Below are 25,202 nucleotides of genomic sequence, written 5' to 3'. Positions count from 1 at the left end.
TTTGGAGAATTAACAGTTCTGGAATTTTTATTGGTATCGTTCTGGTAATTAGTTAGCTATCTAAAAGTCATAATCGAATTATTTCTACTTGTTTCTTTGTTATGAAATTGTTGTAAGAATAAGCAATAACTTCATAAACAGCGTAAAAATTTAATTGTCACATTTGTTTTGATAAATTGAAGCTCGTTTAATTAATCTTGCTCATACCTTTTGCTTAAATTGGTTAAATATGAAAGAAAATAAGTAAATTTATAAGAATTAGTCCTGATGTCTTTTATTTAAAAGTATTGAAAACTATAAAAGAGGGAATTGCTTGTGTATTTAAAAATATGAGGAGCTATTTTTATACATGTCCCTTAATTCCATTCTTATGGATCTAAAAGGAGATAATTAATGAATAAAGCATTTAGGACTATTTGGAACGATGTTCGACAGTCTTTTGTCACGACCAGTGAGATTCAAACATCCCACGGCAAAAGAACGAAATCTTCTCTTAGTCTTTGCATTGGACGGCGCTCTTTACGTTGAGCGGAGTTGCGTCAGCAGCATATGTTGAACCCGGCGTAATCGGAAGTACATCGTCATGGGAAACCCCCGAATATCAGAAAGATTGGGGGCTTGAGGCTATGAACGCATCTGCAGCTTACTCTCTTGGCTATAACGGTCAAAAGACAGCTTTAGGCATGATGGACTCTGGAGCGCTTCTCTATACTCATCCTGAGCTTGATGGAGAGCGGTTCCGCTATATCACACAGCAGGGAAAATATACATCGACCGGTAATCGTTACCCGCAAGGGGCTGTGTTTGATGGCGCTTACACGAAAGATGAATCATTTGATACGACGGGGAAATGGATTCTTGGCGTAAATGATTCCCATGGAACTCACGTTTTAGGAACAATTGCTGCGAATCGTGACGGAGCCAATCATCACGGCGTAGCTTGGAATTCTACAAGTTATAGCGCAAACACAGGAGGTTCCGATGACAGCAATTACGGTCCTTTCCTTGACTACGGTTTTTTCTACAACGGTTGGAAAACTTTGGCTGATGCGCTCGTCAAAGATAACGGTAAGGACAGAGGCGGCGTTATAAACAATTCTTTCGGAACAAATATCCGCGTATACCGATTGCAGCAGATGATTGGCGGGAATTGGACGGACGCAGGGAATTTGAAGGTATCCGATTTGAATAAAGTCGACGGCGTTAATTTCAGAATCGGACCTCGTTTGGCTCATATCCCGACGAATACGGTTGCTCAGGCCGAGTATGAATATTTCCTGCACAACAAAATCTACGGCGCAAAGGGAATAAAGAGTTTCGTTGATGCGGCTTGGGATGCAGTGAAAGGAACAAATGTCGTTCAGGTGTTCACAACCGGAAATCGCGACATGCACAACCCTTTCTACCGTCCTCTTTATCCTTACTTTAACCCGGAAGCGGAAAATAATTGGGTTGCGGTTGCAGGACTGATGAAAAGAGGCGACCGGTATGAATTGATTTCATCATTTAATGAAGCCGGATTAGGAAAATATTGGACGGTTGCAGCCCCCGGCTCCCGTATTTATTCATCTGCGGTTGTTGACGGCAGTTATGTTGAGCCTAATACCGGAACAGATTCGAACGGCGATCCGGTAGGAGACCTAGGTTCTCCGAGTTACCAAACTTGGGGCGGAACTTCCATGGCCGCGCCTCACGTGACCGGAGCAATGGGTGTTTTGATGTCCCGGTATCAAAGCATGACAGCCCCTCAGGTCCGAGAAGTGATGTTTACAACTGCCAATCATAAGAATCCCGACGGAACCGATATGGTTGGTTGGGAAAATGTTGAAGTGGATGCATCCGGAGCAGTTGTTCGGACTTGGGCAGTGCCTGAAGGAGAGGTTTCAAACCGAATGGGTTGGGGCGTTCCTGATTTGAATAAAGGGATGTATGGTCCGGGTCAGTTGTTGGGCAAATTTGATTACAACATGAATCTTGCTCCGTTAGATGTTTGGACGAATGACATCTCTGAAGTCGCTCTGAAACAACGTGAGCGAGAAGATCTGGAATGGATGGCAAAAACCAAAAACGGAACAGATGCATCAACGGGCGGAAGTTACGAGCTTGGGAATGATTTCGTCGTGGTTGATGGCGACAGTGATGCTACGAATCATGTAATTTCAGAGGACGATGCTCAAAAATGGAGGTCTGCGTATTTTCTGAAGCGTGCACAGGCAATCCAGAACAAGATCGACAATAACCTCTATCAAGGCTCTTTAGTGAAACGCGGTTCCGGTATGTTAATCATGACCGGTAACAATACATACTCCGGAGGAACCACAATCGAAGATGGTGCTCTGTATGGTTTCTCGGAATCTTTTGGTTCGGGAAATGTGAACGTTAACGGCGGAGTGTTTGGTGTTTTGTCGAGTTTCAATGACAATTTCACTCAAAAAGGTCAGCTCAATTCGCTCGTCGACATTGCTAGAGCTCCGATACAGAAGGCCAATATAGTGGTGAACAACGGGGGCACCTATGCAATTGTTGCTGATCAGGACGTTCAAGTCGGAAATTTGACGTTTAATCCCGGATCGCTGGTTACGGTCACATCATTAACAAATGATGCTTTCGAAAAAGCTTACGACGGCATCGATCAAGTCGGAACTGTGACAGCCGATAAAATTGAAGGCTTTAACCAAAATGCTGTTGTTACGCCCGACTACGCCTTAGTGGATCATAAAGTGACACTGGAGGGAAACACTTTAACCGGTATCCTGACCAAAAGTGATAAAACGCTCGCCGATTATGCTTTGACATCTAACGGGGTTGCGGTGGCCAACGCTCTAATGGCCGACAGCAATCTTTTAGGAGGGCTGGCGGATTCGACAAAAGCTGAGGCAAGAAAAACGATTGCTTCTCTTGCCAATGATATTCATGTGACAGCCAATGCGATGACGATTGCAAACGGCCAGTCTTTAGTGAGAGAAATTAAAGATCAGGCAATCGGGATCGACGGATCGGCTCGAGTTGCGGAAGTTGACGGCGGTCGGGCTCGATTGTGGATGTCCACAATTGGTAACTGGTCGAAAATGGACCGTGACGGAGCATCCAAGCTGAAGTCAGATTTTTATACCGGCTTGATTGGTCTTGAGGCAGATGTCAATGTCAGCAATAAGGTTGGCATATTCTTCGGCGCAGGTAAGACCAAGTTTAAAGGCGGCCATGACGGCAAGATTGATTCCAAGGATTTCCATTTCGGTATTTATGGCCAGTCGAATTTGGATCCGGTACGCTTAAGTTACGGTTTTGCTTATACTCATCAGGACCGAGATTCCAATCGAGCGCTGTTCTATAAGAGTCAAGGCTTCGGTTCTTCGGCCAGCTATAACGCCAAACTCGCTCAGGTCTTTGGAGAAGCAGCATATACCGGTCTGAATCTCGGCACGGTAAATATTGAGCCCTATGTCGGATTGGCTTGGATGCATTTGTCTGCCGACGATTTCTCAGATACGTATGCCGGTCAGAATGTGAAGACTAAGTTTGATAGTCAGAATCTGGCGGTCACGAATGTCGGTACGCGTGTGAAAGTTCCATTCGAAGTTGGAGCCGCTAAATTCAAGGCGGTTGCGGATGTGAACTGGACTCAGTTTATGGGTGATACTCGCGGTAAATCTACTCTCAAGATCGGCAGCGGAGTCGGTGCCAAGATCCAAAGTGACAAGCTGTCCTCTGTTGCAGCAGTCGGACTCGGCCTTGAAGCTCAATTGGCGAAAAGAGCATCTCTGGGAGTTTCCTATTACGGTGCCTATGGCAGCAAGATCAAATCCAACGGCGTTGGCGCCACATTCAAATTTGCTTTCTAAAGAAAGTTTTATCTTGGAGGAAGGGGCCCTGGTTTGAATTGGCCCCTTGGCAGAGGGCGATTTCCCCTTGGCCCTCTGCCGCTTCCTTTTTTCGATCTCAATAAAGTTAATAGAAGGAAAAATTATGGATATCATGATTATTCTTCAGCTCATTGTTCTGTTAGGAGCTATTTATATCGGTGTTCGTCTCGGCGGGATCGGCATCGGATATGCAGGCGGTGCGGGTGTATTAGTACTGGGACTTTGTCTCGGGATGAAACCGGGCAATATTCCTTGGGACGTGATCATGATCATCGGCTCGGTAATTGCGGCTATTTCCGCAATGCAGCTGGCCGGCGGTCTCGAGTATCTGGTTTACATTGCTGAAAAGATTCTCTACAAGAATCCGAAGTACATCAACTATCTTGCGCCGATCGTAACCTATGTCTTAACGATCTTTGCTGGTACCGGTCATACGGCTTTTTCAATGATTCCTGTCATCGTTGAAGTAGCTAAAGGCGAAAACATCCGTCCTTCTGTCCCGCTGTCGATGTCGGTAGTTTCCTCTCAGGTCGCTATTACAGCTTCTCCGGTTTCAGCTGCCGCTATATTCATGACGGGCGCTTTGGAACCTTTTGGCTGGAGTTATCCGACGCTGCTTGGAATTTGGATTCTCACCACTTTCGTGGGCTGTATGCTGACCGCTTTTATCATGACGCACATCTCCAAACTGGATCTGTCTTCAGATCCTATTTATCAGGAACGCCTGAAAGAAGGCTTGGTTAAACCGCCTGTTGGCCTCCAGGAAATGGTCATTACTCCCACAGCCAAATTGTCTGTTTGGATCTTCCTGGTAGGTGTTTTATGTGTGGTTGCTTACGCCTCTGCTATTTCGCCGGCAGTTGGTCTTATTAAACCGGTTGTCGTCCCCCGAGACGCAGCGATCATTAGTTTGATGCTGGCAGTGGGCGCGCTCATCACTATCTTTTGCAAGATCAAGCTTGGTGATGTGGCAGGAACTTCAGTCTTCAAATCCGGAATGGTGGCATGTATCTGTGTTTTAGGAGTTGCGTGGCTTGGTGACACGTTTGTTTCCGGCCATACCAAAGAGATTAAGGATTTTGCTTCGCACACGATTAGCCAATACCCGGCGCTTCTTGCAATTGTGTTTTTCTTGGCTTCAATGCTTCTGTATTCTCAGGCGGCTACGGCAAAAGGTATTACGCCGACGGTTATTGCCGCTCTCGGCATTACGACAGCGAATCCGGATAATTCATACATGCTGGTTGCATGCTTCGCGGCAGTTTCCGGAATCTTTGTGCTTCCAACCTATCCGACGGTACTCGGAGCCATTCAAATGGACGACACAGGTACTACTCGCATCGGTAAGTGGATTTTCAACCATTCATTCTTCTTGCCCGGAGTTTTAGCGGTCTTCATCTCGGTGGCTTTAGGATTTGTGGTTTGCGGATTCATCTAAAAGGACATCAATTTCAATTGCAATATTTATTCTAATCGTCATGACCGCAATCTTTCTGTGGATTTGTAAGGCAGGCATCGTTCTCTACATGCTGACGATGGTGGTTTTGGCTATCGCCTATTGTTGTGTGAGTGTCTACCGAAAATTCGTAGATAAAACTATTAATTAGGTTAGAAAATTCTCCTGTCTGCCTCGAGATCTCGAGGTTTTAGGCAAAGGCGGAGAAGCCTGCGGCTTCGATACCTTTGCCTCTTTTTTGCGCCTGCGTTCTGTTATATGTGTGCCGCGGCTAGTTGGGTTAAAAGGATCTTTTACTGTAAGAAAAAAGGAGAGGCTAACGAAATAATTAGCATCCCTCCTTTTTGTTCAACGCGAAGTTATTAGCGTGAATACCGTAACTGGAGTTGAACTACTAGCCGAGATTATTTCCATCCATAGAAATTTTTTACGGTATCCCAGGCCACTTGCTGCAAAAACGCTGCGTCTTTTTCTTTTAATGGTTTCTCACAGCCGCCTAAAAAAGAAGCGCCTTCCGGAGATTTTTTCGTCAAGGCGGCTAGGATCGTTGCGGCTTCAAGATATGTGCCGGCGGCCGTTGGATGACGATTATCAGCAACAGTCAGTTTTAAATCTGGACGCTGCTTTAATGCGTTAGCAAAAGCAAGGCCGGCCGGAATGACCAATGCATTGTTCTCGTTTGCAACCGCAGTGGTTGCATCAGCTAACTGTTTGGTCATTTCCGGTTTATCTGCATAGGCCCAAGTCATCAAGAAAATAGGTGCTGCTCCGGTTTCTCGTATGTCCTTACTGTGAATTGCTGCGTATTTCTTAAAAAACTTTGATAATTCCGGATGGATTGGTCCTTGGCTATTGTCTTGAAGCACAACAGCTTCAAAAACTTTTCCGTCAGGATATTTGTTGAAACTCAGTTTGTTGCTTCCGTCGTTAAGCGTTGAATAGCTTGCAAGGCCATCCTTACGTAAATAAGTCTTTACTAGGTGCCAATCCAACCCGGCCCCGCCAATGGTCGCCATTGTGGTGCTTAACTTGATGCCTAAAGACTTGCTTAGGCCGCTGATATAACTGTTGACCCCGCAGTTGTAGTACATGAAGGAGTTTCCGACCAAGAGAACTCGGCTTGGCGTCTGTGTTAACTCAGTTACTTTTGGTTTGACGGAATAATCGGCGGCACACACAGACAATGATAAAGAACAGAGAAGTGTGGCTAAAAATAGTTTTTTCATGAGCAATCCTTTAAAAGGCAGTATGTTGTTAAGAGCAGCAATGAATTCCTTCTACCAGGCGGTGTTTGGCTTGTTTGCCGCGGTGTTTCCGTGAAGCTCATCACCTGTATTGGCTATCATTTGCTCAGGATTTATCGTAATAGCCCTCGAATTTTATTGTCACAGGGAAAACGAGTAATTTAGTTGTTAATACGGCCAATAAAAATTGTATTTAGAGGTCTGTCAAGGCGGATTTTTCCAAGATTCAAGCAAATAAAACTCGCTGCAGCACAGGCTTTTTAGACTGAATGGACCGCAACGAGACGATGCATATAAGGACACTGGCAGTGTTCCTCAAACTTACCAAAGTTCAAAATGCTTTTGTTCTAGATTTACAAACTCTATGATCTTCAGGATCTTTTTAACTTGCTCGGTTGGATGCCTGGAATAAATAACACCGAATGGAATGGTTTCATCGACTTCTAAAGGTACGGACTTGAGAAGCGGATGGGAGAACGTCCAGGCATTAGTAGCTAAAAGCAAGGAACCCGAACTCGCGCACCGATTCAATATTTCCATATTTAACGAGTCGAAATATTCCTTTCTCACTAAGTTGTCCTTAAGAAAAATCTCCCTGACGCTGTTATAACCTTTGACAAGGTCTCGGCTCATTAATAAGAGAGATTCTCTTCCGGATCGAATATCTTCGATGGTTAATTTGTCTTTATTCGCCAATCGGTGATTCAATGACATTGCGATGGAAAGCGATAAGTCTGTTAACTTGAGTGCGGTGCACTTCTTCTCAATTAAGAAGTTCTCGTCATAGGTCGTAAGCATGATATCGACCAGACCTTCGTTTCCTAAGTGGCTGATAATATCTGCCTCAACGACCTTTTCATTCTCAAACGGAACAAGCTCGACACGCAGGTTCGGATATTGTTTCATAACTACTGGCCAAACTTGTTTTAGAAACGCGACTGGGGTTAAAGGCGAAAAGGCAACTCGAATAAGATTTTCTGAGTTCTTTTCGATTTTTTTCGCTCTCTTTACGGCTTCTTTAGCGAAGGACTGAAGAAACCTTGCGTCCTTATAGAAGGAACGCCCGGCTTGGGTAAGTTTCATTCCGGCTGGGCTTCTGTCAAAAAGTTTTATCCCAATTTTATTTTCGAAGGAAGAAATTTGTCTAAAAATGGTTTGAGGGCTTTTTTTTAATTGACATCCCGCTCTAGAAAAACTTCCTAAATCTGCGACAGAAATAAAAATAGGTAAATTAGAGTCAATCATTGCAGATCTCCTAAATGGTAATGTCCAATAAAATTAAGCTCAATCCTATTACTTCGATCAATAAAATTAAAGCTCTAAATAAATTGTTCTATTTGTTTTTTAATGAAATTGTCTATTTGAACAACTATGGATTGTTATTATTAAATTATCCTTAAAATTCAAATAAATAAAAATAAATCAACAATTTATAAAAATAGTGAAACGTGTTGATTAAATTGATAAAACATAATCAAAATTTAGTTTTTTTGTTGGCATTTTTACCGATGTTTAATTTTCTTAAATCCTAAAGACTAAAAGGGAGAGATTTGCTTAGATAAATAAAGACATGAGGAGCTTTTTATTTATCTCTCTCAATTCCATTTTTATGGATAATCAAAGGAGATTAAATAATGAATAAAGCATTTAGGACGATATGGAACGATGTTCGGCAGTCTTTTGTCACGACCAGTGAGATTCAAACTTCTCACGGCAAAAGCACAAAATCTTCCGTTAGTCTTTGTGTCGCCGCAGCCCTGTTTGTGATGGGAGGTGTCGCCTCTGCTGCCTACGTGGAAACCGGTGTGGTCGGCGATAAGTCTTCCTGGGAAACCCCTGAATATCAGGCAGATTGGGGTCTTGAGGCTATGAAGTCTTCCTCTGCTTATTCTCTTGGCTTTTTTGGTCAAGGATTAACTGTTGGAGTCATGGATTCCGGGGCACTTCTTGCCCATCCGGATTTGTCTGGAGGACGTATCACGGGAACTGTTGTGTCCGGAACATACGGATCGAATGGAAATCGTTATCCGCAAGCTGTGTTAACCACGATTTACCCAGGAGAAACGCCCACTTCTTCTAATGGAGCGCCTTTTAGTGAGGGAGAGGCCTTTAATGTTACAGGCGATTGGATAAAAGACGTCAACGACAGACATGGTACTCATGTGACAGGCACTGTCGGAGCAAGTAGAAATGGCATCGGTATGCATGGTGTTTCTTGGGGATCTGATGTTCTTGTAGGCAATACAGGCGCAACGGACAGTAATAATTACGGACCGTTTCAGGATTACAAATATTTCTACCAAGGCTGGAAAGCCATGGCAGACAAATTAGTCGCCGACAACGGAACTGAGCGGGGTGGTGTGATAAACAATTCCTGGGGAACAAATGTTCGCGTGGCAGTAGTACAGCAATACGACGCAGCTGCAGACAAGTGGCGAACGATAAACCAGTTACCGACAGTCTCTGAAGCCAAAGACGTAATGAATCAGGTAAATGCCGGCACGACGGAAGCGCCTCAAGACGGCGACTTGAGACTCTCTTTTTCAGGCCACATTCCGACCAATAACGTTGCTCAAGCGGAATATGAATTCTTCTACCACAACAAAACTTATGGAGGCATGGATAAAAGTTTTGTAGACGCTGCTTGGGATGCTGTTAGGGGTACAAATGTAGTCCAGATTTTCACTACTGGCAATAGAGATTCGAACAACCCGTTTTACCGGCCTTTATTCCCGTACTTTAATCCTCAAGCTGAAGGTCAGTGGATAGCAGTAGCTGGATTGCGTCGGGTTCCGGGGACGGCGGGAAATCCTGATACCTATACTCTCTATGACACTTTCAATGAGGCAGGATTAGGAAAATGGTGGACAGTCGCAGCTCCGGGCAGAGATATTTACTCAACAAATGTAGACATGACAACAGGGGAGCCGGCAGGATATCGATATTCGAGTGGTACTTCTATGGCAGCGCCTCATGTTGCAGGAGCGATGGGTGTCTTAATGTCGCGTTATCAAAGTATGAGTGCACCTCAAGTCCGCGATGTCATGTTTACTACCGCTAATCATAAGAATCCTGACGGTACGGATATGCTTGGTTGGAGCAACAAAGATGGGACGACTCCGCTTGAGGGAGAAGTTTCTGATGCAATGGGATGGGGCGTTCCGGATCTGGAAAAAGGAATGCATGGGCCGGGCCAGTTTTTGGGTAAATTTGACTACAACCTGAATTCAACTCCCTTAGATGTGTGGACGAATGATATTTCTGAGGTGGCGTTAAAACAGCGAGAAAGAGAGGATAACGCATGGATGGCCGCAACCAAGAACGGTACGGATACAGTCGGAGAATATGAGCTGGGTAACGGTTTTGTCGTAGGCGATGGTGATACAGATCTGACGAACCATATTATTTCGCAAGAGGAGGCCAGACAATGGAGAACTGAGTATTACAAACGCCGTGCCCAAGCGATCCAAAACAGAATCGACCACGATCTCTATAAAGGATCTTTGGTGAAGCGAGGTTCCGGCACGCTGGTTATGACCGGTAATAACTCGTATACCGGAGGTACCACGGTTGAAGACGGCGGTTTGTTTGGTTTCTCCGAATCCTTCGGCTCCGGAACAGTTAATGTTAACGGTGGAGTCTTCGGTATCTTGTCGAGCTTCAATGATAATTTCACTCAGAAGGGACTGCTTAATTCTCTTGTCGGCGTCGCCAGAGCTCCGATGCAGAAGGCCAACGTTGTTGTCAATAACGGAGGTACCTATGCGATTGTTGCTGATCAAAATGTACAAGCTGGCAGCTTAACATTTAACCCCGGTTCGCACGTTGCGGTTATTTCTTTAACCGGGAATGCTTTCGAGAAAGCCTACAAGGGTGAAGATCAGGTTGGAACCGTAACAGCCGACAGCGTTAATGGCTTCAATGAAAATGCTCTGGTAACACCCGATTATGCATTGGTAAACCATACTGTTACATTGGACGGCAATACACTTACCGGTGTTCTCTCGAAGGGCGACAAGACACTTGCTGATTATGCAGCCAATAGCAACGGAGTTTCTGTTGCCAAGGCCTTGTCGGCTGATCCGGCTCTTCTTGGCGCCTTGGCTGACGCCACAAAAGACGAAGTCAGAAAAACTCTGAGCTCCTTAGCCAATGACATTCATGTCACTGCTAATGCCATGACGGTTGCCAACGGACAGTCTCTGGCCCGTGCTATTAAGGATCAGGCCATGGGAATTGACGGAGCGGCTCGTGTCTCAGATGTCGACGGCGGCCGTGCTCGACTCTGGGTATCCGGTCTTAGCAACTGGTCTAAGATGGACCGCTCCGGAGCCTCTAAATTGAAATCTGACTTCTACACCGGTCTGATCGGTTTGGAAGCTGACATCAATGCCAACAACAAAGTGGGAGTATTCTTCGGTGCTGGTAAGACGAAGTTCAAGGGCGGCCACGACGGAAAGATTGATTCGAACGATCTCCACTTCGGTATCTACGGACAGTCTAAGTTTGAACCGGTTCGTCTGGACTATGGCTTTGCTTACACGCATCAGGACCGTGACACAAATAGTTCAGTCTTCTTTAAAGATCAGATTTTCAGAGCCTCCCCGAGTTACAACGCTAAAGTGGCTCAGATCTTTGGTGAAGCGGCATATACAGGTTTGAACTTTGGTTCTGTCAGTATTGAACCGTATGCCGGTTTGGCTTGGATGCATCTGTCGACCGATGATTTCAGCAATGACATCGGAGGCGTGAAAGTCAGCACTAAGTTTGAAAGCCAGAATCTTGCGGTTTCGAGCCTCGGCGCTCGCGTTAAGGTTCCGTTTGAAGTCGGCCCGGCTAAGTTAAAAGCCGTGGCAGACGTGAACTGGACTCAGTACATGGGCGATACCCGCGGTAAGGCAAAACTTCAGTCCGGCGCATTAAACGCCAAGATCAGAAGTGAAAAACTTTCTGCGGTCGCAGCAGTCGGTGTCGGACTTGAGGCCCAGCTCAGTAAGAGAGCCGCCTTGGGCGTTTCTTACTACGGTGCTTACGGCGGCAAGATTAAATCCAACGGTGTCGGCGCGACATTCAAACTGGCTTTCTAACAATCAACGCTTTGCTTGAGAAAGCAGGGGCTCTTAAAGAGCTCCTGCGGCAGAGGCCCTTTTTTCTTAATGCTCTGAGTCTTCGTTATATCTCTGTCTATTTCAAGCGAAAGTTAATAAAAGAAATTTTATGGATATCATGGTTATTCTTCAGATCATCGTCCTTGTGGGCGCGCGATCTTCATCCGTGTACGCTTAGGTGGAATCGGTATCGGCTACGCCGGCGTGTTAGTCCTGGGCCTTTGTCTCGGCATGAAACGGGGCAGCATCCCCTGGGACGTTATCCTGATTATTGCTTCTGTCATCGCAGCAATTTCTGCTGTGCAGTTAGCCACGGTCTTCAGTACCTTGTCTATATAGCTGAAAAAATCCTCTACAAGAACCCTAAGTACATTAACTATCTTGCTCCGGTAGTTACTTATGTTCTGACCATTTTTGCAGGTACCGGTCATACTGCTTTCTCAATGATTCCGATGATTGTGGAAGTAGCAAAAGGCGAGAACATCCGTCCTTTGGTTCCGTTTCTATCGCAGTGGTCGCTTCTCAGATCGCGATTACAGCTTCTCCGGTATTTGCAGCCGTCATTTAAATGACAGGCGTCTTAGAGCCTTTCGGCTGGAGTTATCCTGAACTGCTCGGAATTTGGATCTTAACGACCTTCTTAGGCTGCATGATTACTTCATTCATCATGACGCACATTTCTAAGATGGACCTCTCAAGTGATCCGGTCTATCAGGAACGCTTGAAAGAAGGTTTAGTTAGACCTCCTGTCGGCCTTCAGGATATGAAGATTACATCTTCAGCAAAACTTTCTGTTTGGATCTTCCTGACTGGTGTTCTTTGTGTTGTCTTCTATGCTTCTGCGATTTCTCCGGCTGTCGGTTTGATTAAACCGGTCATTGTTCCTCGTGACGCAGCCATCATGAGCTTAATGCTCGCAGTCGGAGCACTCATCACGATCCTTTGCAAAGTTAAGCTAGGAAACACTGCCGGAACTTCTATATTTAAGTCCGGTATGGTTGCTTGTATCTGTGTGCTCGGCGTGGCCTGGTTTGGAGATACTTTTGTTTCCGATCACACAAAAGAGATTAAAGACTTTGCTTCCCAGACAATCAGCCTATATCCGACTCTGCTTGCCGTCGTGTTTTTCTTGGCCGCTATGCTTCTGTACTCTCAGGCTGCTACTGCTAAAGCAATCACTCCAACGGTTGTTGCAGCGCTTGGTATTACAGCTGCCAGTCCGGATAACTCCTACATGCTGGTTGCGTGCTTTGCAGCCGTCTCCGCACTGTTTGTTCTTCCGACTTATCCGACATTGCTTGGCGCGGTCCAGATGGACGATACGGGTACAACACATATCGGGAAATGGGTCCTTCTTTATTCCCGGTGTTTTAGCGATCTTCTTCTCTGTCGCACTTGGATTTGCTGTTTGCGGATTGGTTTAATCAATAGGGGGACGGGATCGTCTCTCTTTAATCACTTAAAGAATCTCGGAGGATATAGGGTGTTCTAGGCAGAAGCGATTTTTTTGAGTCCTGTTTTATCGCTTTTTGCAGAATGAGCTGCCAATGCGGCAACTTGGTCGATAGGTACAAATCCTTCCTATATCCTCGGGTAGCTTTTGAGATGATTCTCAAAGGCTTTTGGGCAAAGTTTGAATCCCCGGCTTTTTAGTTTGGATTCGGACTTTGCCATTTTTTTCTTGATTGATAGCAGTTGCTGCAGTGATCCTCATTCCTACATTTAGCTTCTGCTGAAAGTAATTAATCAATTTTCCGGCATTTTCTGATTGAAATTGCTGTGACACTCTAAACAATAGGATTTCGTTTTCGAATGACCGGCATGACAGCGGCTGCATTCAAGCTTCCCTTGATGGCTGCTGTGCGGGTTGTCTGATTTCTCAGCTTTCTGAGTTTTCTTTGCAAGCTCTTCATAACTGCCGTGGCACGAGAGGCACCTGTCATTGTCGACGGTCGAGCCTTCCTGAGGGGCGGATTCTTTGTGGCAGCTGCCGCACGTTAGACCTTTAGACAAATGCAATTTCGAGGCGCTGCCTTCATCAGTGCTAAGCAATTCGGAATAAAGCTCAAAATCATCTTTCGAAACCGAAATCGTTTCTCCGCTGCTCAATTGGCGTAAAACCACGGAATTTTGGTTAGTGAGGTGGCAGGAATTGCAGGGAACTTTACCTTTGTGGCTTTCATGAACCTTTTGGAAAATTCCTTTTCCGTTGTTTGCGTGGCATTTGGAACAATCCGTCGCAGTCAATTGCTGCACATTGGGATGTTCGCTGCTAAGCGGGACAGCGGTTGAGTGGCATTGTCCGCACTGGGTTTGAGCAAAAACAAGGTTGGGTAAAACAGAAGTGATGAGAGCGAGTAAAAGTTTTTTCATTATGGCGCTCCGGGAGCCGGAAGATGAATGTCTTCCGGCTCAGTGATGCATAGATTTCAGAGACGTTTAGTTTTTAGCAGCGTTTTCTCCGGCCATCTTGCCGATAGTGAAGATCTCGGCAACCGCATTTCCGCCGACTCGGTTCGTGCCGTGAACGCCGCCGGAAACTTCACCGGCTGCATAAAGACCCGGGATCGGCTGACCGCGGCGATCCATAACCTGAGCGTGGGAGTTAATTGCGACGCCGCCCATCGTGTGGTGCACGGCCATCGTTAAACGTCCCGCGTAGAAGGGACCTTTTTCGATCTTATGAATCAGCATCTTCGGGTCGCGTCCCAGAGGATCTTTCTTTTCGTCGACGGCTTTGTTATAAGTTTCAACCGCTTTCTTCAGGTTTTCAGCAGGAATCTGAAGTTTTGCTGCCAGTTCGTCTAAAGTGTCGGCCTTGAAAGCGTCGCCGATTTCAAACGCGCCGTTGAAAGCCTTGGTTGCGCCCTTGTTCATGGCGGTGTAGCCGTCCGCATCTCGAATACCGAAGACGACTTTTGTCGGAGATCCTAAGATCGCATCCGCGATGACGTCACGGCGTTTGTCTTCTGCGACGAAGCGGTCTCCGTTCTTATTCACAAAGATGACGCTTTCAACCGGACTGACCATACCGATAAATCTTCCGGTTGTGGCGCCGCCCGGAAGCAGCTGGATGTAGTCCATTCCGACAACTTCGGCACTGATGTCTTGTGCCGGAGCAATAAGGTCGCCGGTTGCGCCTTTGTGGTTTGTCGTCGGGAGATCAAAGAGTCTCGGATCATGAAGGGCTCGAGCCTGAGGATTTGCGCTGAAGCCGCCGGAAGCCAGTACAACGCCTTTCAGTGCGCGGATGTATTGAGTCCTGCCGCGCTTTGTCTGAACTTCAACTCCGATGACACGGCCGGATAAATTGCCTTCTCGAACCAGGCGCACAACCTTCATATTCAGGAGGATGGGTACATTAAGTTCTTTGCATTTGTTTTCCAGAGCTTCAATGTATCCGAGGCCGAAAGGTTTGGTTGAACTGTGTGCGCGGGGATGAAGGCCGCCGTAAACTTGATAAACGCCGGGAAGGAAGACGACGCCGCAGTCTTTAAGCCACTGGAGCGCTTCAGGTGCGCGTTTTGTAAATTCTCGAACGAGTTCGGGATTGCCGCGATAATCACCGGCTTTTAATGTCTGTTCGGCATGCAGTTCAACACTGTCTTTGATTCCTTTCTTTTCTTGCTCAACAGGATCGACGGCATTAAAGGCGCCCCCGGTGATGCGTGTATTGCCGCCGACGATATCCATTTTTTCCAAAATGACGGTGGAAGCGCCGTTCTGTGCTGCAGCGACACCGGCGGAAAGACCCGCGCCGCCCGAACCGACGACAACGACATCGTAGGTCTTAGACCATTGAATTTTGTCTGCAGCTTCTGCCTTCACAGTAAGAGGAAGGAGAGCGGCAGCGGAAGCTGCGATGGAACCTGTGAGGAAGGAACGACGTTTTGTGATGATTGTCATTTTTTACTCCTTGTGTTTGTTTGACTCAACGTCGCCAGTTTAAAAATTCATTCTTCTAACGAAAATTGTGAGATAAGACTACGTAAAACACGAAATTGACGCTTACTTCATCCTTTTTCATAATGAAAGGATTCAAAGAAAATCCTATGCCTCTAATCATCCGTTTAACATTGGTACTCTTACCGTTCTGTACGGTTTGTACAAATTCATATTCTTATGAATATGTCAGAACGCCTCTGATCATCGCTGTGCAGAAAGAGGGAAGCCAAGAGATTCGGCCTTTAATCGAATCGACATTGAAAAGCCTTTCTCAAGTAGAACGAACCCGAGTACCTGAGCTCCGATACCTTTCGCTTGAAAGTTTAAAAGACCAGAGCTCTTTAAAAGATATAGATTACCTAATTGCCTCTGCCTCTGTTTTTGCCGCGCTGGAGAAATACAGTGGGCTTAAAGCAGTTGCATCGGTAAAGCCGGCCGTGTCATTTAGTGCTGATCATGCTTCTTCAACGGCAATTTTGGTCGACAAACAAAATCTGTCTGTTAAAACGCTTAAGGATTTAAAAGGCAAAACTATCGGACTGCCTGCACAATCGTCTCCCGAAGAACGCGTACAAGTCTTAAATGAATTCAAGATGCAGGGTTTCAAAGAGTCTGATTTTGCTACCTTTAAGAGAATATCGGGGGAATATGGTAAATGGCTAAAAGATCTTAAAAACGGTTCCATCGACGCTTTAGCCCTTGATCCGCTTGCTTTCAGAAAGCTTCCGGAGTCTATCCGGATGAGGATGAATCTTCTAGAGCCGAGAATAAAAGATGACTACATCTTAGGACACACGACGGCGACTTATCCGGGCTGGGTTATGGCGGCAACGTTAAAGGCCGGAAAAAAGGAAACGGTTTACTTGGAGGCGTTCCTTAAGAGTTTGAGACCGGTAGAAGGACTAAGCTGGGCGCCTCAGGCTGATTACCGTCAAACGCACCAAGTTTTAACTTCTTTGGATGATCCTTTCTACAAGAGTTTCAAAAAAAGAACCTGGCGAGAAATCGTCGAAGAGAATTTAGTCTGGTGGGCGTTAGCCGGTGTGGTGCTTTTCAGCTGGCTCCTGCATACGCTGTTCACTAATAGGCTGGTCAACATGCGGACACGTCAATTGTTCGAAGCGAACGAACGTCGCCTCAAGGCAGAAGAGCATTACCATAATTTAGAGAAGGCTTCGATCGTTGGCCAAATGTCGAATATTGTGGCGCATGAGCTTAGACAGCCGCTGGCGGCCATCTCTAACTATTCATTGGCAATGAAAAGACGCTTGTCGAAAGGGAATCTCGACGAGGACGCGCTTTCGTTTGCCATATCAAAACTGTTGGCTGAGAGCGGCCGAGCCTCTGAAATTATTGAACACGTCCAGAGATACGCCAAAGGCAAGCCGTCAGATTGGAAAAACTTCTCGGTCAGTGAATTGTTGAAACCCATTTGTGAAAATTACCGAGATTCTCAAGATATCCCATTGGTCCGATTTTATTGTCGGGAAGAGCAGAACTTTATAGGCGATCCCTTGGAAATTGAATTGGTGGCGAGAAACTTAGTAAAAAATGCCATCGAAGCAACGAGCTGCGTTAAAGATCCTCAGATCCTTTTAGAGCTGTGCCCGGAAAACGGAGGTGTTCGGATTACTGTCGCTGACAACGGCCCTCAAATTAGCGACGAAGCCTTAGTAAACTTAAGGGAGCCTTTGAAGAGTACAAAAATTGGAGGGCTAGGCTTGGGACTCTCCATCGTCAAGAGGATTTGCGAATCCTATGAAGGTCACGTCGAATTTTCCAAAAATTCACCTACAGGTCTTAAAGTGACTGTCTGGCTCTATAGTAAGGTCAGAGAGGAAAGATAAGATGGAAGACATAGATTCTTTTGCCGTTGTAAGGATTGTTGACGACGATGTTGGTGTCCGAGAATCCTATAAATTTCTGATTGAAAGCGATGGCTGGCTGGTTAAAACTTACTGCAGTGCGGAAGATTTTTTGGAGCATGATAACCCAACCGTCCCCGGGTGCGTCGTGCTGGATGTTCGAATGCCCGGATTAACCGGCTTAGAGCTTCAGAATCGACTGAACAGCTTTGTCTACAAAATTCCGGTCATTTTTATCAGTGCTCATGCCGACATAGAAATGGTCGTAAAAGCCATGCAGAACGGGGCCTTGGATTTCTTGCCGAAACCGATAAAGGACGAGAGCTTGTTAGTAGCAATCGAAAAGGCCGTGCGTCTGGACCATACCAGACGAGAAAAGACAAAAGAAAAGTCGGAAGTTAATCAAAATTGGTCTTCGTTAAGTCCGAGAGAACAAGAAACCGCTCGACTTATTGCCGAGGGCTTATTAAATAAGCAGATAGCCGACCGTCTGGGCATCACGGAGCGAACGGTACAAGTTCATCGTGCCAACGTGTTTTCTAAGTTCGGAGTGCGAAACGCTGTGCAGTTTGCACAAAAACTGATGCTGATTAAGAGCGATGATGTCAATAAAGCCTGATCTCATAATTGTTGGGGCCGGCATGGCCGGTCTTTGTGCGGCAAAAACGGCTATAGAGGCGGGTGCACGTGTGCTTGTCTTAGAAAAGGCCTATCGGTCGGGCGGAACGACGCGGCTTTCTGACGGCGTTTTCAACGCCTGCGATCCGCAACGGCAGTACCCGCTGGATATTCATGATTCTCCTGAAAGGCATTTTCAGGATGTGATGGAGCAGGGACGCGGAAAAAGTCATCCGAATCTGCTTCAAGCTTACACATATGGCGCACAGGAAACGTTTAGTTGGTTAGAGCATTTGGGCTTTAAGTTTGACGACAGAGTAACTCAGGAGGCAGGCACACTCTATCCAAGGTGTCATAAACCTTTGGAAGGAGGAGGCGCTTCTTATATCGAATTTTTGCTGTCCGTTCTTTCATCGTCTCTTTGCACAGTAGCTTATGGATGTGAAGTTATCGGATTAAAGACAAATTCGAATTCATGTCCAACCGTAATCGCCCAAAAGAAGGGTGATCTAATTGAATTGACGCCTCGGAAAGGTGTCTTGCTCTGCGCTGGAGGTTTTGCGGCGAATCGACGCATGGTAACTTCGCAATTCAGTTTGCTGACAGGCTCAGAGTACATCGGGAGCAGAGATTGCGACGGAGTCGTTTTGTCGGCGGCAGTGCATATCGGCGCCGAGTGTTTACATATGAGCTTTTTTGATCTTTGCTCGGATTCAAATGAAATTGAAGAGCTCTTGTCCAATCCGGCTGATTTCATCCTTCTCAATGATCAAGGAAAAAGATTTTGCAGAGAGGATTTGGACGTTCAATCCCTTTACGAGGCCATTCTCCTTCAAAATAACCATTCAGCAGACCTTGTTTGTCTTGGTCCTGTGAAGCGGGAAAGTAATTCTCGACAATCTAATTATCCTCTTGAAGCCTTGAATAAATATGCAAAAGCTTGCCGTCTGAAGATTGACGATGAATTTGGCAAAAATCCCTATTTTCTAAGATATCCCTTTGAAGTCGTAAAACAATTCAAAGTTTCTCCTAAAATGAAATGCTCATTAGGCGGCCTTCTCATTAACGAAAAGGCACAAGTGCTGAATAGAGAAAGAGAAGTAATGCCAGGACTTTACGCAGCGGGAGAAATTGTCGGGGGAATATTGGGTGAAAAATCGGCTTCTGGAGAAGGATTGGCTTCGGCTGCGGTCTTTGCAAGAATCGGTGCGCGCGAAGTATTAAGAATTTGAAATGGAGCGCCCATCCTCTTCAGTTAGAACGCGATAATAGTTGACCACGCAGATGTCGTTGCACTTATAACATTGACAGACGGTGGGGGTGCTCCTATCTGAGTGGTGGAATCCCATCGGAATGTAGGGTTTTGCTCTAAAAAGTGCGTCTTAACGGCGGGCGCCGGAAACTGTCCTAGCGGCAGGCCGGCGCTTTTGATTTCCATCGCCTGTTTCTTGAGCTTTATGAAAAGCACTCGAAAGAGACGTTTAATTTCTTTTGGTTTCGCGTCTCCCCATCTTGTGAGATTCCCAAGATCTAAGACCTAGCCGCTATCCAAAGTCGAAGTTAAAAAACTTTCTTGTTCTCGCCTGTTTGTTTCAGTAAACAACCCTTTGGCTACAAGTTTGGTAATCCCCCCATTCTTCCTTCGAAATAACTCTTTCGAATATCCTTATCCAACCTTAATTCTCTGAAATCTGCCATAGGGTAAAGAATCGTGGAACCATCAGACTCTCGATTTGCAATCCAAAGCTCGTCCCTTCTTAATAGATCTTGATTAATCAGAAAGGGATTTTGCGTCGTGACAATTAATTGTTTTCTTGTTTCAGCGCCGCAAGAATATAAGAAGCGATTGAGTAAATGCTCAGTGAGTAATGAATGCAGGCTTCTGTCAAATTCATCAATGAAGTAGGTGACGGAGGCGTCGCGCCTTTTCAGGTTTTTCATTGCCGGTAGAAGGTCAAAAAGTCTTTTAACGCCTTCGGACTCATCTTGATCAGGAATAATTACTTCATACCCTTGTCGAGTCACATGGACGGCAAGTAGTTTTTGCATTAGGAGACCGTCAGAATTTCGGCCCACTCTGATAGCACCTGACTTTGGATCTCTGTAATACAAAAATTCCCCGTCTTGCAGATCTCTGGCTAATCGGCTGACTTCGTCGGGTAAATTCACTTTGCAATCCTGATACCCGATTTTTGTTATGCCGGTGTCAAGGTATGCGAAATCCTCCCATAACTCTCCGTCGCTCTCTGCAAATTTACTAATTGATATCGAATTAGGAGTAATTATTCTGAGGGAATGTTTGAACCAGTTGAATACATCCTTTACATGGTCAATATTTGCTTCTCCAAGGACGCTTAAAGCGGGTTGATTCTTATCCAAAAGAGGCTGGATGAAACGAAGAGACTCAGTGGGAATCGTTTTGGAAAGGGCAGGGCCAGTTTCAAGTTTTGTTCCGGAGCGGCTGAATAAAAGATTGCTTGAGGAAGTATTAATGAGAATAAGAGATTCGTTGACAATCCTTTGGTTCGTGAAAGATAAGAAGTAGGAGTAAACGTACTTTCCAAGCATTAGCTGGATTTCGATTTCGCTAGGCTCGTTTCTTAATTTTTCGTCAAAACAGAAAGCGTATGGCTTGGAGGAGAAAACGCCTTTTTCCGGCTCTGTTAACAAACGCTGTACGAATGAAATTGCTTTAATGAAATTAGATTTGCCGGAACCATTTGATCCGAAAATAGCCGCGATCGGGAGCAGCTTAATACGAAACCGCTTGAAGTCAGCTAACGTAGATCGACTTGATTTCTCTTTTCCGGCTTCCATCGTGAAAAAAGTTTTGTCCTTAAAAGACATCCAATTCTTGATGGTTATGGATACAATCATTCTGCCTCCGTTGATATTTCTACATATTCAGAGAAAAAATCACGATATATGTAAAATATTATCAGATAACATCTTGTGATTTAACTTTTATATAGGATACTTCTGAAGAAACGGTAAAAACTTAACGACTGTCAGGGTAAAGACAATGTTTATAACCTCTTTGTGCGATTTCATTCCATGAACTGGTCTTTAAAACTTAATGGCTAATCAATACTCAATAACTGACAAGGTGTGGGTCATGGGTAGGCCAAAATCGAAGCGTTTTCACGGTTCTTTGCCCGAAGAATCTTATGCAATTGTCAAAGAGACAGCAGAGCGAATAGGGATGTCAGTGAAAAGTTTCCTTCCCATGGCGACGATTAAATACGCGCTGGAGTTTTAATAAAACTCTCGCCCCCAAGACTCTTTGCCTCTCTCAAGAAGGCTGGGAACACTTCTTCAGGCTGATGGAAGATCCGGATAAGTATTTTGGCAAAACTCACGCTAAGTTTCGTCGAGTGGTAAAACAAATCGACATCAAGGCGTGAACTATAAAATCCTTTTAGCTCTCGAAGTCATTATTAGATTTTTTGATTACGTGCCATCTGACGTTTGAAAGTTTTCGCCTTTGACGAGGCCATTTCACGGCCTTCAGTCAATATTAATCCTCCATATCGGGACGGGAGTCGGTGCCTCAGATGCTATTGAATTCATAAGCGAAATCATGGGTGACAAAGAAAGCAATTAGCACAATCCCCTCATAAATCTTGATCAACTTATAAATCAAAAGTAAATTGGGGTAAATCATCACTCTTATTTTTTCTTATCTTGCAAAACGATCTTTTCAATACATTGATTTAAAACGTTTTTCATAAATTAAAAATTGGTTTTTTCGAAAAAATCAATTTTAAGAAGTTTGATAATTATCAAATTCTTAAGGATGGCGGCTTCATATAATTGACTCAACTTCAAAGAAGCCCCAATATGACAATTAACCAGTTAACGTACCAGCTCTGCAAAATCTTTCTTGCAGTCTTCAAGTTAAGAAATGCAAGTCAGGCTGCAACTGAGCTCGGAATCAGCAATTCTGCGATTAGTCGTGCACTCGCTTCCTTGCGGGAAATGTACGACGATCCGCTGTTTGTTCGCACGCAGAGCGGCTTCTGCCCAACGCAGAAGGCCGTTGAGATCTCGCAAACGATGGTCGAGATCGTTCAACTCTTCCGAAAAATGGATAAGCAGCACTCCAAGTTTGATCCATTTACCTCGGAAGGGGCTTTTGAACTTCGTGTCTATGACGAGTTCTGCTTTCCGACGCTGAAAGTGATCAATGAGAAGCTGCTCCCTAGAGCCCCGAAGATGCGCTTCAATACCCGCATTCTCTCTCACAACTGCATCCCTGAGCTAATCAATGGTGAAGTGGACTTCGCGATAGTCTATGAAGGTTTCGGTGATCCGCGTCTCAATTACGAATGCTTCGCTGAAACCAGTGACATCTATCTTTTCGGAAGAACCGGTCATCCTCTGTTTACACAGAAGAAATTCTCGATCGATGATATTTCTAAATATCCGCTTTTGGAAATCGACAATTACAGCGATGTGGCTTGTCCTCTGTTGGTCGGCGTATGTGAAGAGAAGGGCCTTCAGATGCAGGTATCGAACTACACCGAAAGCCTCGCAGCAGCATTCCGCCTGCTGATGTCCACGGATTCGGTGGCCGTCGTCTGTAACCAATTTACACGCCAGTATTCCAAACTGGTTCCGGGCGTCTCTTATATGACGCTGTCGCGGCAGGTCATCAACCGCATTAAGAAAATGCGCAGCGCAGAGCGCCCGATCGGAAATTACATCGTTTACGGAAATACCAATCAGTCTCCTGCTTTCGACTGGGTAAAGCGGGAACTTAAAAAAGGTTTAAGTGAAGAGTGGCAGACCGCCCTCAATGAATAAGAAGCAGTCAACTAGGACAGGATCCGGAGCTGTCTTGGGAAAAGACGTTTATTAAAAACCCCAAATCTAAAGGAGTCATAAATATGATGAAGCTTACGCGAAGATATTTTCTTCAGGGTATCGGCGCATCGGCTGTCCTTGGAACGCTGACAGGACTTGCTCCGACCAAAGCGCTCGCGATGAACAGCTACGGCGCAAATACTTCGCTTCTCGCAAAAAGAGCAGGAACCATCAAATACAGCAGCTGCCTCAGAAACTGCGCAGACAGATGCCTGATGAAGTTCAGCGTTCAGAACGGCCGCATGACTTATGTCAGAGGTGCCGATGAACAGTACAAAACCGGCTCTTGCCCGTGCGTTAAGGGCCTGACATATGTTGAATACACTTATGCGCCCGACCGAATCCTTCATCCGATGGTCAGAGTCGGAGAAAAGGGCTCCCATAAGTGGAGAAGAATTACCTGGGAAGAAGCCTGGGATATTCTGATCAAGAAAACCAATGAAGTGATCGAGCAATACGGCTCCGAGGCCATCCTTCCGTATTCCTATTCAGGCAACTACGGTGCTATCGGTATGCGCGGCGCCGACCGTTTCTTCAACCGCATCGGTTCTTCCATTCTGGATCGCCTGGTTTGTACGGAAGCAGGTGTCTGGGGCTACGGTAGCGTGCAGGGTACCACTGACGGTCCTGACCCCGAAACCATCCCCAACTGCGACTGCTACGTATCCTGGGGCTTTAATGAAACAGTCTCTAATGTTCACGGCATTAAGCTGATTAATGAGGCTAGAGACAAAGGCGCCAAAGTATTAGCTGTCAATCCGAACCGTACGCCGATTTGCTCTCAGGCTGACATTTATCTCCAGCCGAAACCTTCTACCGATGCATGGGTGGCAACCGGTGTCATGAAATATTTGATCGCTCATGACATGATCGATCACGACTTCCTCAAGAACTGCTGCATTGGTGCTGATCAGGCGATCGCTAAAGTCAACTCCGTCGATTGGAAGGACATCGAACGAGTAACCGGCCTCACGCAAAAGCAAATTGAAGAATTTGCCGATGTGTACGGCCATGCCGAACGAATCATTATCCGCGCCGGCTACGGTATGCAGCGTAACTACAACGGCGCCCGCATGACGCGCGCGATAGCCATCATGCAGGCCATGAGAGGTATGTTCGACAAACCGTCCTGCGGCATTATTTATGATAATGTTCGTCCGATTACCGGCATGAATCTGAATCTCGGCCGCGGCAATTATCTGCGTAAGGGCAAACAGCAGCACGTCAATATGACGGACTTGGATATGGCCTTAAAGGCAGAAAATCCGACCACCGAAAACCGTCCGATCAAGCCGATCCACCTTCTGGTCATCTACAACGGAAATCCGGTGGCAGTCTCTCCGAACGTCAATGCCGTGATCGAAAATCTCAAGAGAAAAGACCTGTTCGTCGTGGGCTTTGACATGATCATGACAGACTCTCTTGAATACTGCGACTTGATCCTCCCGGCTTCTACCCAGTTCGAAACCGACGACATCATCGGCGACTACCACTCCTGGTATGTTCAGATCTGCGAGAAAGTGATTGAACCGGTCGGAGAATCCAAGCCGAATTGGGACTTCTTTGCCGAATGGGGCAGAAGAATGGGCTTCAAGGATCAGGCTTTCCGCGATACACCGAAAGACATCATCCGTCAGTTCCTGCAGACAGAAACTCCGTGGTATCAGGGCATCACGCTTGAACGTCTGGAAAAAGAAAAGTTCATTCATCTCGATATGCCCGAAAGCGTCCCGGTTCGCTCCGGCGGTAAGGCAGAAACGGAATCCAGCAAGATCGAGCTTTATTCCAACATTATGAAGAAAGCGGGATTTGATCCGGTGATCGATCTGGCTCTGTGCGAAGAAGAAATGCCCGAAGAAGAAAAGAACCTGCCGTTCCGTCTTCTTTCTCCCGGCATCCCGCAGCGCGTTAATTCTTCTTTCTATAACGTTAAATACATTCGCGCTTACAACGCTTATGAATGCGAAGTCAATCCGGAAGACGCAAAACGCTTAGGCATTAAGTCCGGAGACAAAGTTCGCCTGAACAATCAGAGAGGCGAGGCCTTCTTTGTAGCTCGAGTGACGACACGCGTCGCTCCGGGTGTGGTTCGTACGGCCAAGTGCAATTGGAGAAGCACCAACCCTTACGGTCAAAACACCAATACCAATTCTTTGACAACCGGAAAGCTGACGGACATGGGTGGCTGTTCTGCTTACCACTCAACCAGAGTGAACCTTAGCAAGGCATAGGAGTTA

The 25,202-nt window shown here is 45.9% G+C and carries 14 protein-coding genes and 1 pseudogene; 10 read left to right on the top strand and 5 right to left on the bottom strand.

The genetic code is table 11. From position 1 onward, the window contains the following. Positions 1-393 precede the first annotated feature (393 nt). From HMPREF9439_RS13445 to HMPREF9439_RS05325, 3 genes are all read left to right on the top strand, one after another. On the top strand, positions 394-528 hold the full coding sequence (locus HMPREF9439_RS13445; protein ID WP_244862395.1) for an ESPR domain-containing protein: 135 nt from the start codon (positions 394-396) through the stop codon (positions 526-528). Between the two features lie 98 nt (positions 529-626). Then, entirely contained in the window at positions 627-3,842 is a 3,216-nt protein-coding gene (locus HMPREF9439_RS05330) for an autotransporter domain-containing protein (RefSeq protein WP_244862394.1), read from the top strand. A 124-nt stretch (positions 3,843-3,966) separates the two neighbouring features. Next, positions 3,967-5,301, top strand: coding sequence for an anaerobic C4-dicarboxylate transporter (locus HMPREF9439_RS05325; RefSeq protein ID WP_040603436.1), 1,335 nt, complete (start codon positions 3,967-3,969; stop codon positions 5,299-5,301). 422 nt (positions 5,302-5,723) lie between these two features. Here HMPREF9439_RS05325 and HMPREF9439_RS05320 read toward each other — a convergent pair whose 3' ends face one another. Further along, entirely contained in the window at positions 5,724-6,545 is an 822-nt protein-coding gene (locus HMPREF9439_RS05320) for an SGNH/GDSL hydrolase family protein (RefSeq protein ID WP_040603435.1), read from the bottom strand. 339 nt (positions 6,546-6,884) lie between these two features. Continuing rightward, positions 6,885-7,808, bottom strand: a complete 924-nt coding sequence (locus HMPREF9439_RS05315; RefSeq protein ID WP_008864037.1) for a LysR family transcriptional regulator — start codon at positions 7,806-7,808, stop codon at positions 6,885-6,887. A 389-nt stretch (positions 7,809-8,197) separates the two neighbouring features. On the opposite strand from HMPREF9439_RS05315, the gene HMPREF9439_RS05310 reads away from it, so the two are divergent. Both HMPREF9439_RS05310 and HMPREF9439_RS05305 read left to right on the top strand, forming a co-directional pair. Beyond that, complete coding sequence (locus HMPREF9439_RS05310; protein ID WP_008864035.1) at positions 8,198-11,650, top strand: autotransporter domain-containing protein; 3,453 nt, start codon at positions 8,198-8,200, stop codon at positions 11,648-11,650. A gap of 130 nt (positions 11,651-11,780) precedes the next feature. Further along, positions 11,781-13,095, top strand: a pseudogene (locus tag HMPREF9439_RS05305) (anaerobic C4-dicarboxylate transporter). A 322-nt stretch (positions 13,096-13,417) separates the two neighbouring features. On the opposite strand, the gene HMPREF9439_RS12910 reads toward HMPREF9439_RS05305, so the two are convergent. Both HMPREF9439_RS12910 and HMPREF9439_RS05295 read right to left on the bottom strand, forming a co-directional pair. Continuing rightward, positions 13,418-14,044, bottom strand: coding sequence for a cytochrome c3 family protein (locus HMPREF9439_RS12910; protein WP_008864032.1), 627 nt, complete (start codon positions 14,042-14,044; stop codon positions 13,418-13,420). Positions 14,045-14,110: 66 nt separating this feature from the next. After that, complete coding sequence (locus tag HMPREF9439_RS05295; protein WP_008864031.1) at positions 14,111-15,577, bottom strand: FAD-dependent oxidoreductase; 1,467 nt, start codon at positions 15,575-15,577, stop codon at positions 14,111-14,113. Between the two features lie 146 nt (positions 15,578-15,723). Here HMPREF9439_RS05295 and HMPREF9439_RS05290 point away from each other — a divergent pair, with 146 nt between their 5' ends. The 3 genes from HMPREF9439_RS05290 to HMPREF9439_RS05280 are packed head-to-tail and all read left to right on the top strand — an operon-like array spanning position 15,724 to position 19,331. Further along, positions 15,724-17,463, top strand: a complete 1,740-nt coding sequence (locus HMPREF9439_RS05290; RefSeq protein ID WP_167535257.1) for an ATP-binding protein — start codon at positions 15,724-15,726, stop codon at positions 17,461-17,463. Position 17,464: 1 nt separating this feature from the next. After that, entirely contained in the window at positions 17,465-18,100 is a 636-nt protein-coding gene (locus HMPREF9439_RS05285) for a response regulator transcription factor (protein ID WP_008864029.1), read from the top strand. Beyond that, positions 18,081-19,331 carry an FAD-dependent oxidoreductase gene (locus tag HMPREF9439_RS05280; RefSeq protein WP_008864028.1) on the top strand — a complete coding sequence of 417 codons (1,251 nt, stop codon included), beginning with the start codon at positions 18,081-18,083 and terminating at the stop codon, positions 19,329-19,331. Before HMPREF9439_RS05285 ends, HMPREF9439_RS05280 begins: the two co-directional genes overlap by 20 nt. Before the next feature lie 379 nt (positions 19,332-19,710). Here HMPREF9439_RS05280 and HMPREF9439_RS05270 read toward each other — a convergent pair whose 3' ends face one another. Continuing rightward, the gene (locus tag HMPREF9439_RS05270) at positions 19,711-20,916 is read right to left on the bottom strand and encodes an AAA family ATPase (RefSeq protein ID WP_167535256.1); all 1,206 of its coding nucleotides are present in this window, start codon (positions 20,914-20,916) and stop codon (positions 19,711-19,713) included. A gap of 1,023 nt (positions 20,917-21,939) precedes the next feature. Here HMPREF9439_RS05270 and HMPREF9439_RS05260 point away from each other — a divergent pair. After that, on the top strand, positions 21,940-22,905 hold the full coding sequence (locus tag HMPREF9439_RS05260; RefSeq protein ID WP_008864024.1) for a LysR family transcriptional regulator: 966 nt from the start codon (positions 21,940-21,942) through the stop codon (positions 22,903-22,905). Between the two features lie 83 nt (positions 22,906-22,988). Next, a complete protein-coding gene (locus HMPREF9439_RS05255; RefSeq protein WP_008864023.1) occupies positions 22,989-25,196 on the top strand; it encodes a molybdopterin-containing oxidoreductase family protein in 2,208 nt (735 codons plus the stop codon). The last annotated feature ends 6 nt before the right edge of the window (positions 25,197-25,202 follow it).

Source organism: Parasutterella excrementihominis YIT 11859 (assembly GCF_000205025.1).
Lineage (GTDB): Bacteria > Pseudomonadota > Gammaproteobacteria > Burkholderiales > Burkholderiaceae_F > Parasutterella > Parasutterella excrementihominis.
This window is presented reverse-complemented; position numbering and strand designations above follow the sequence as displayed.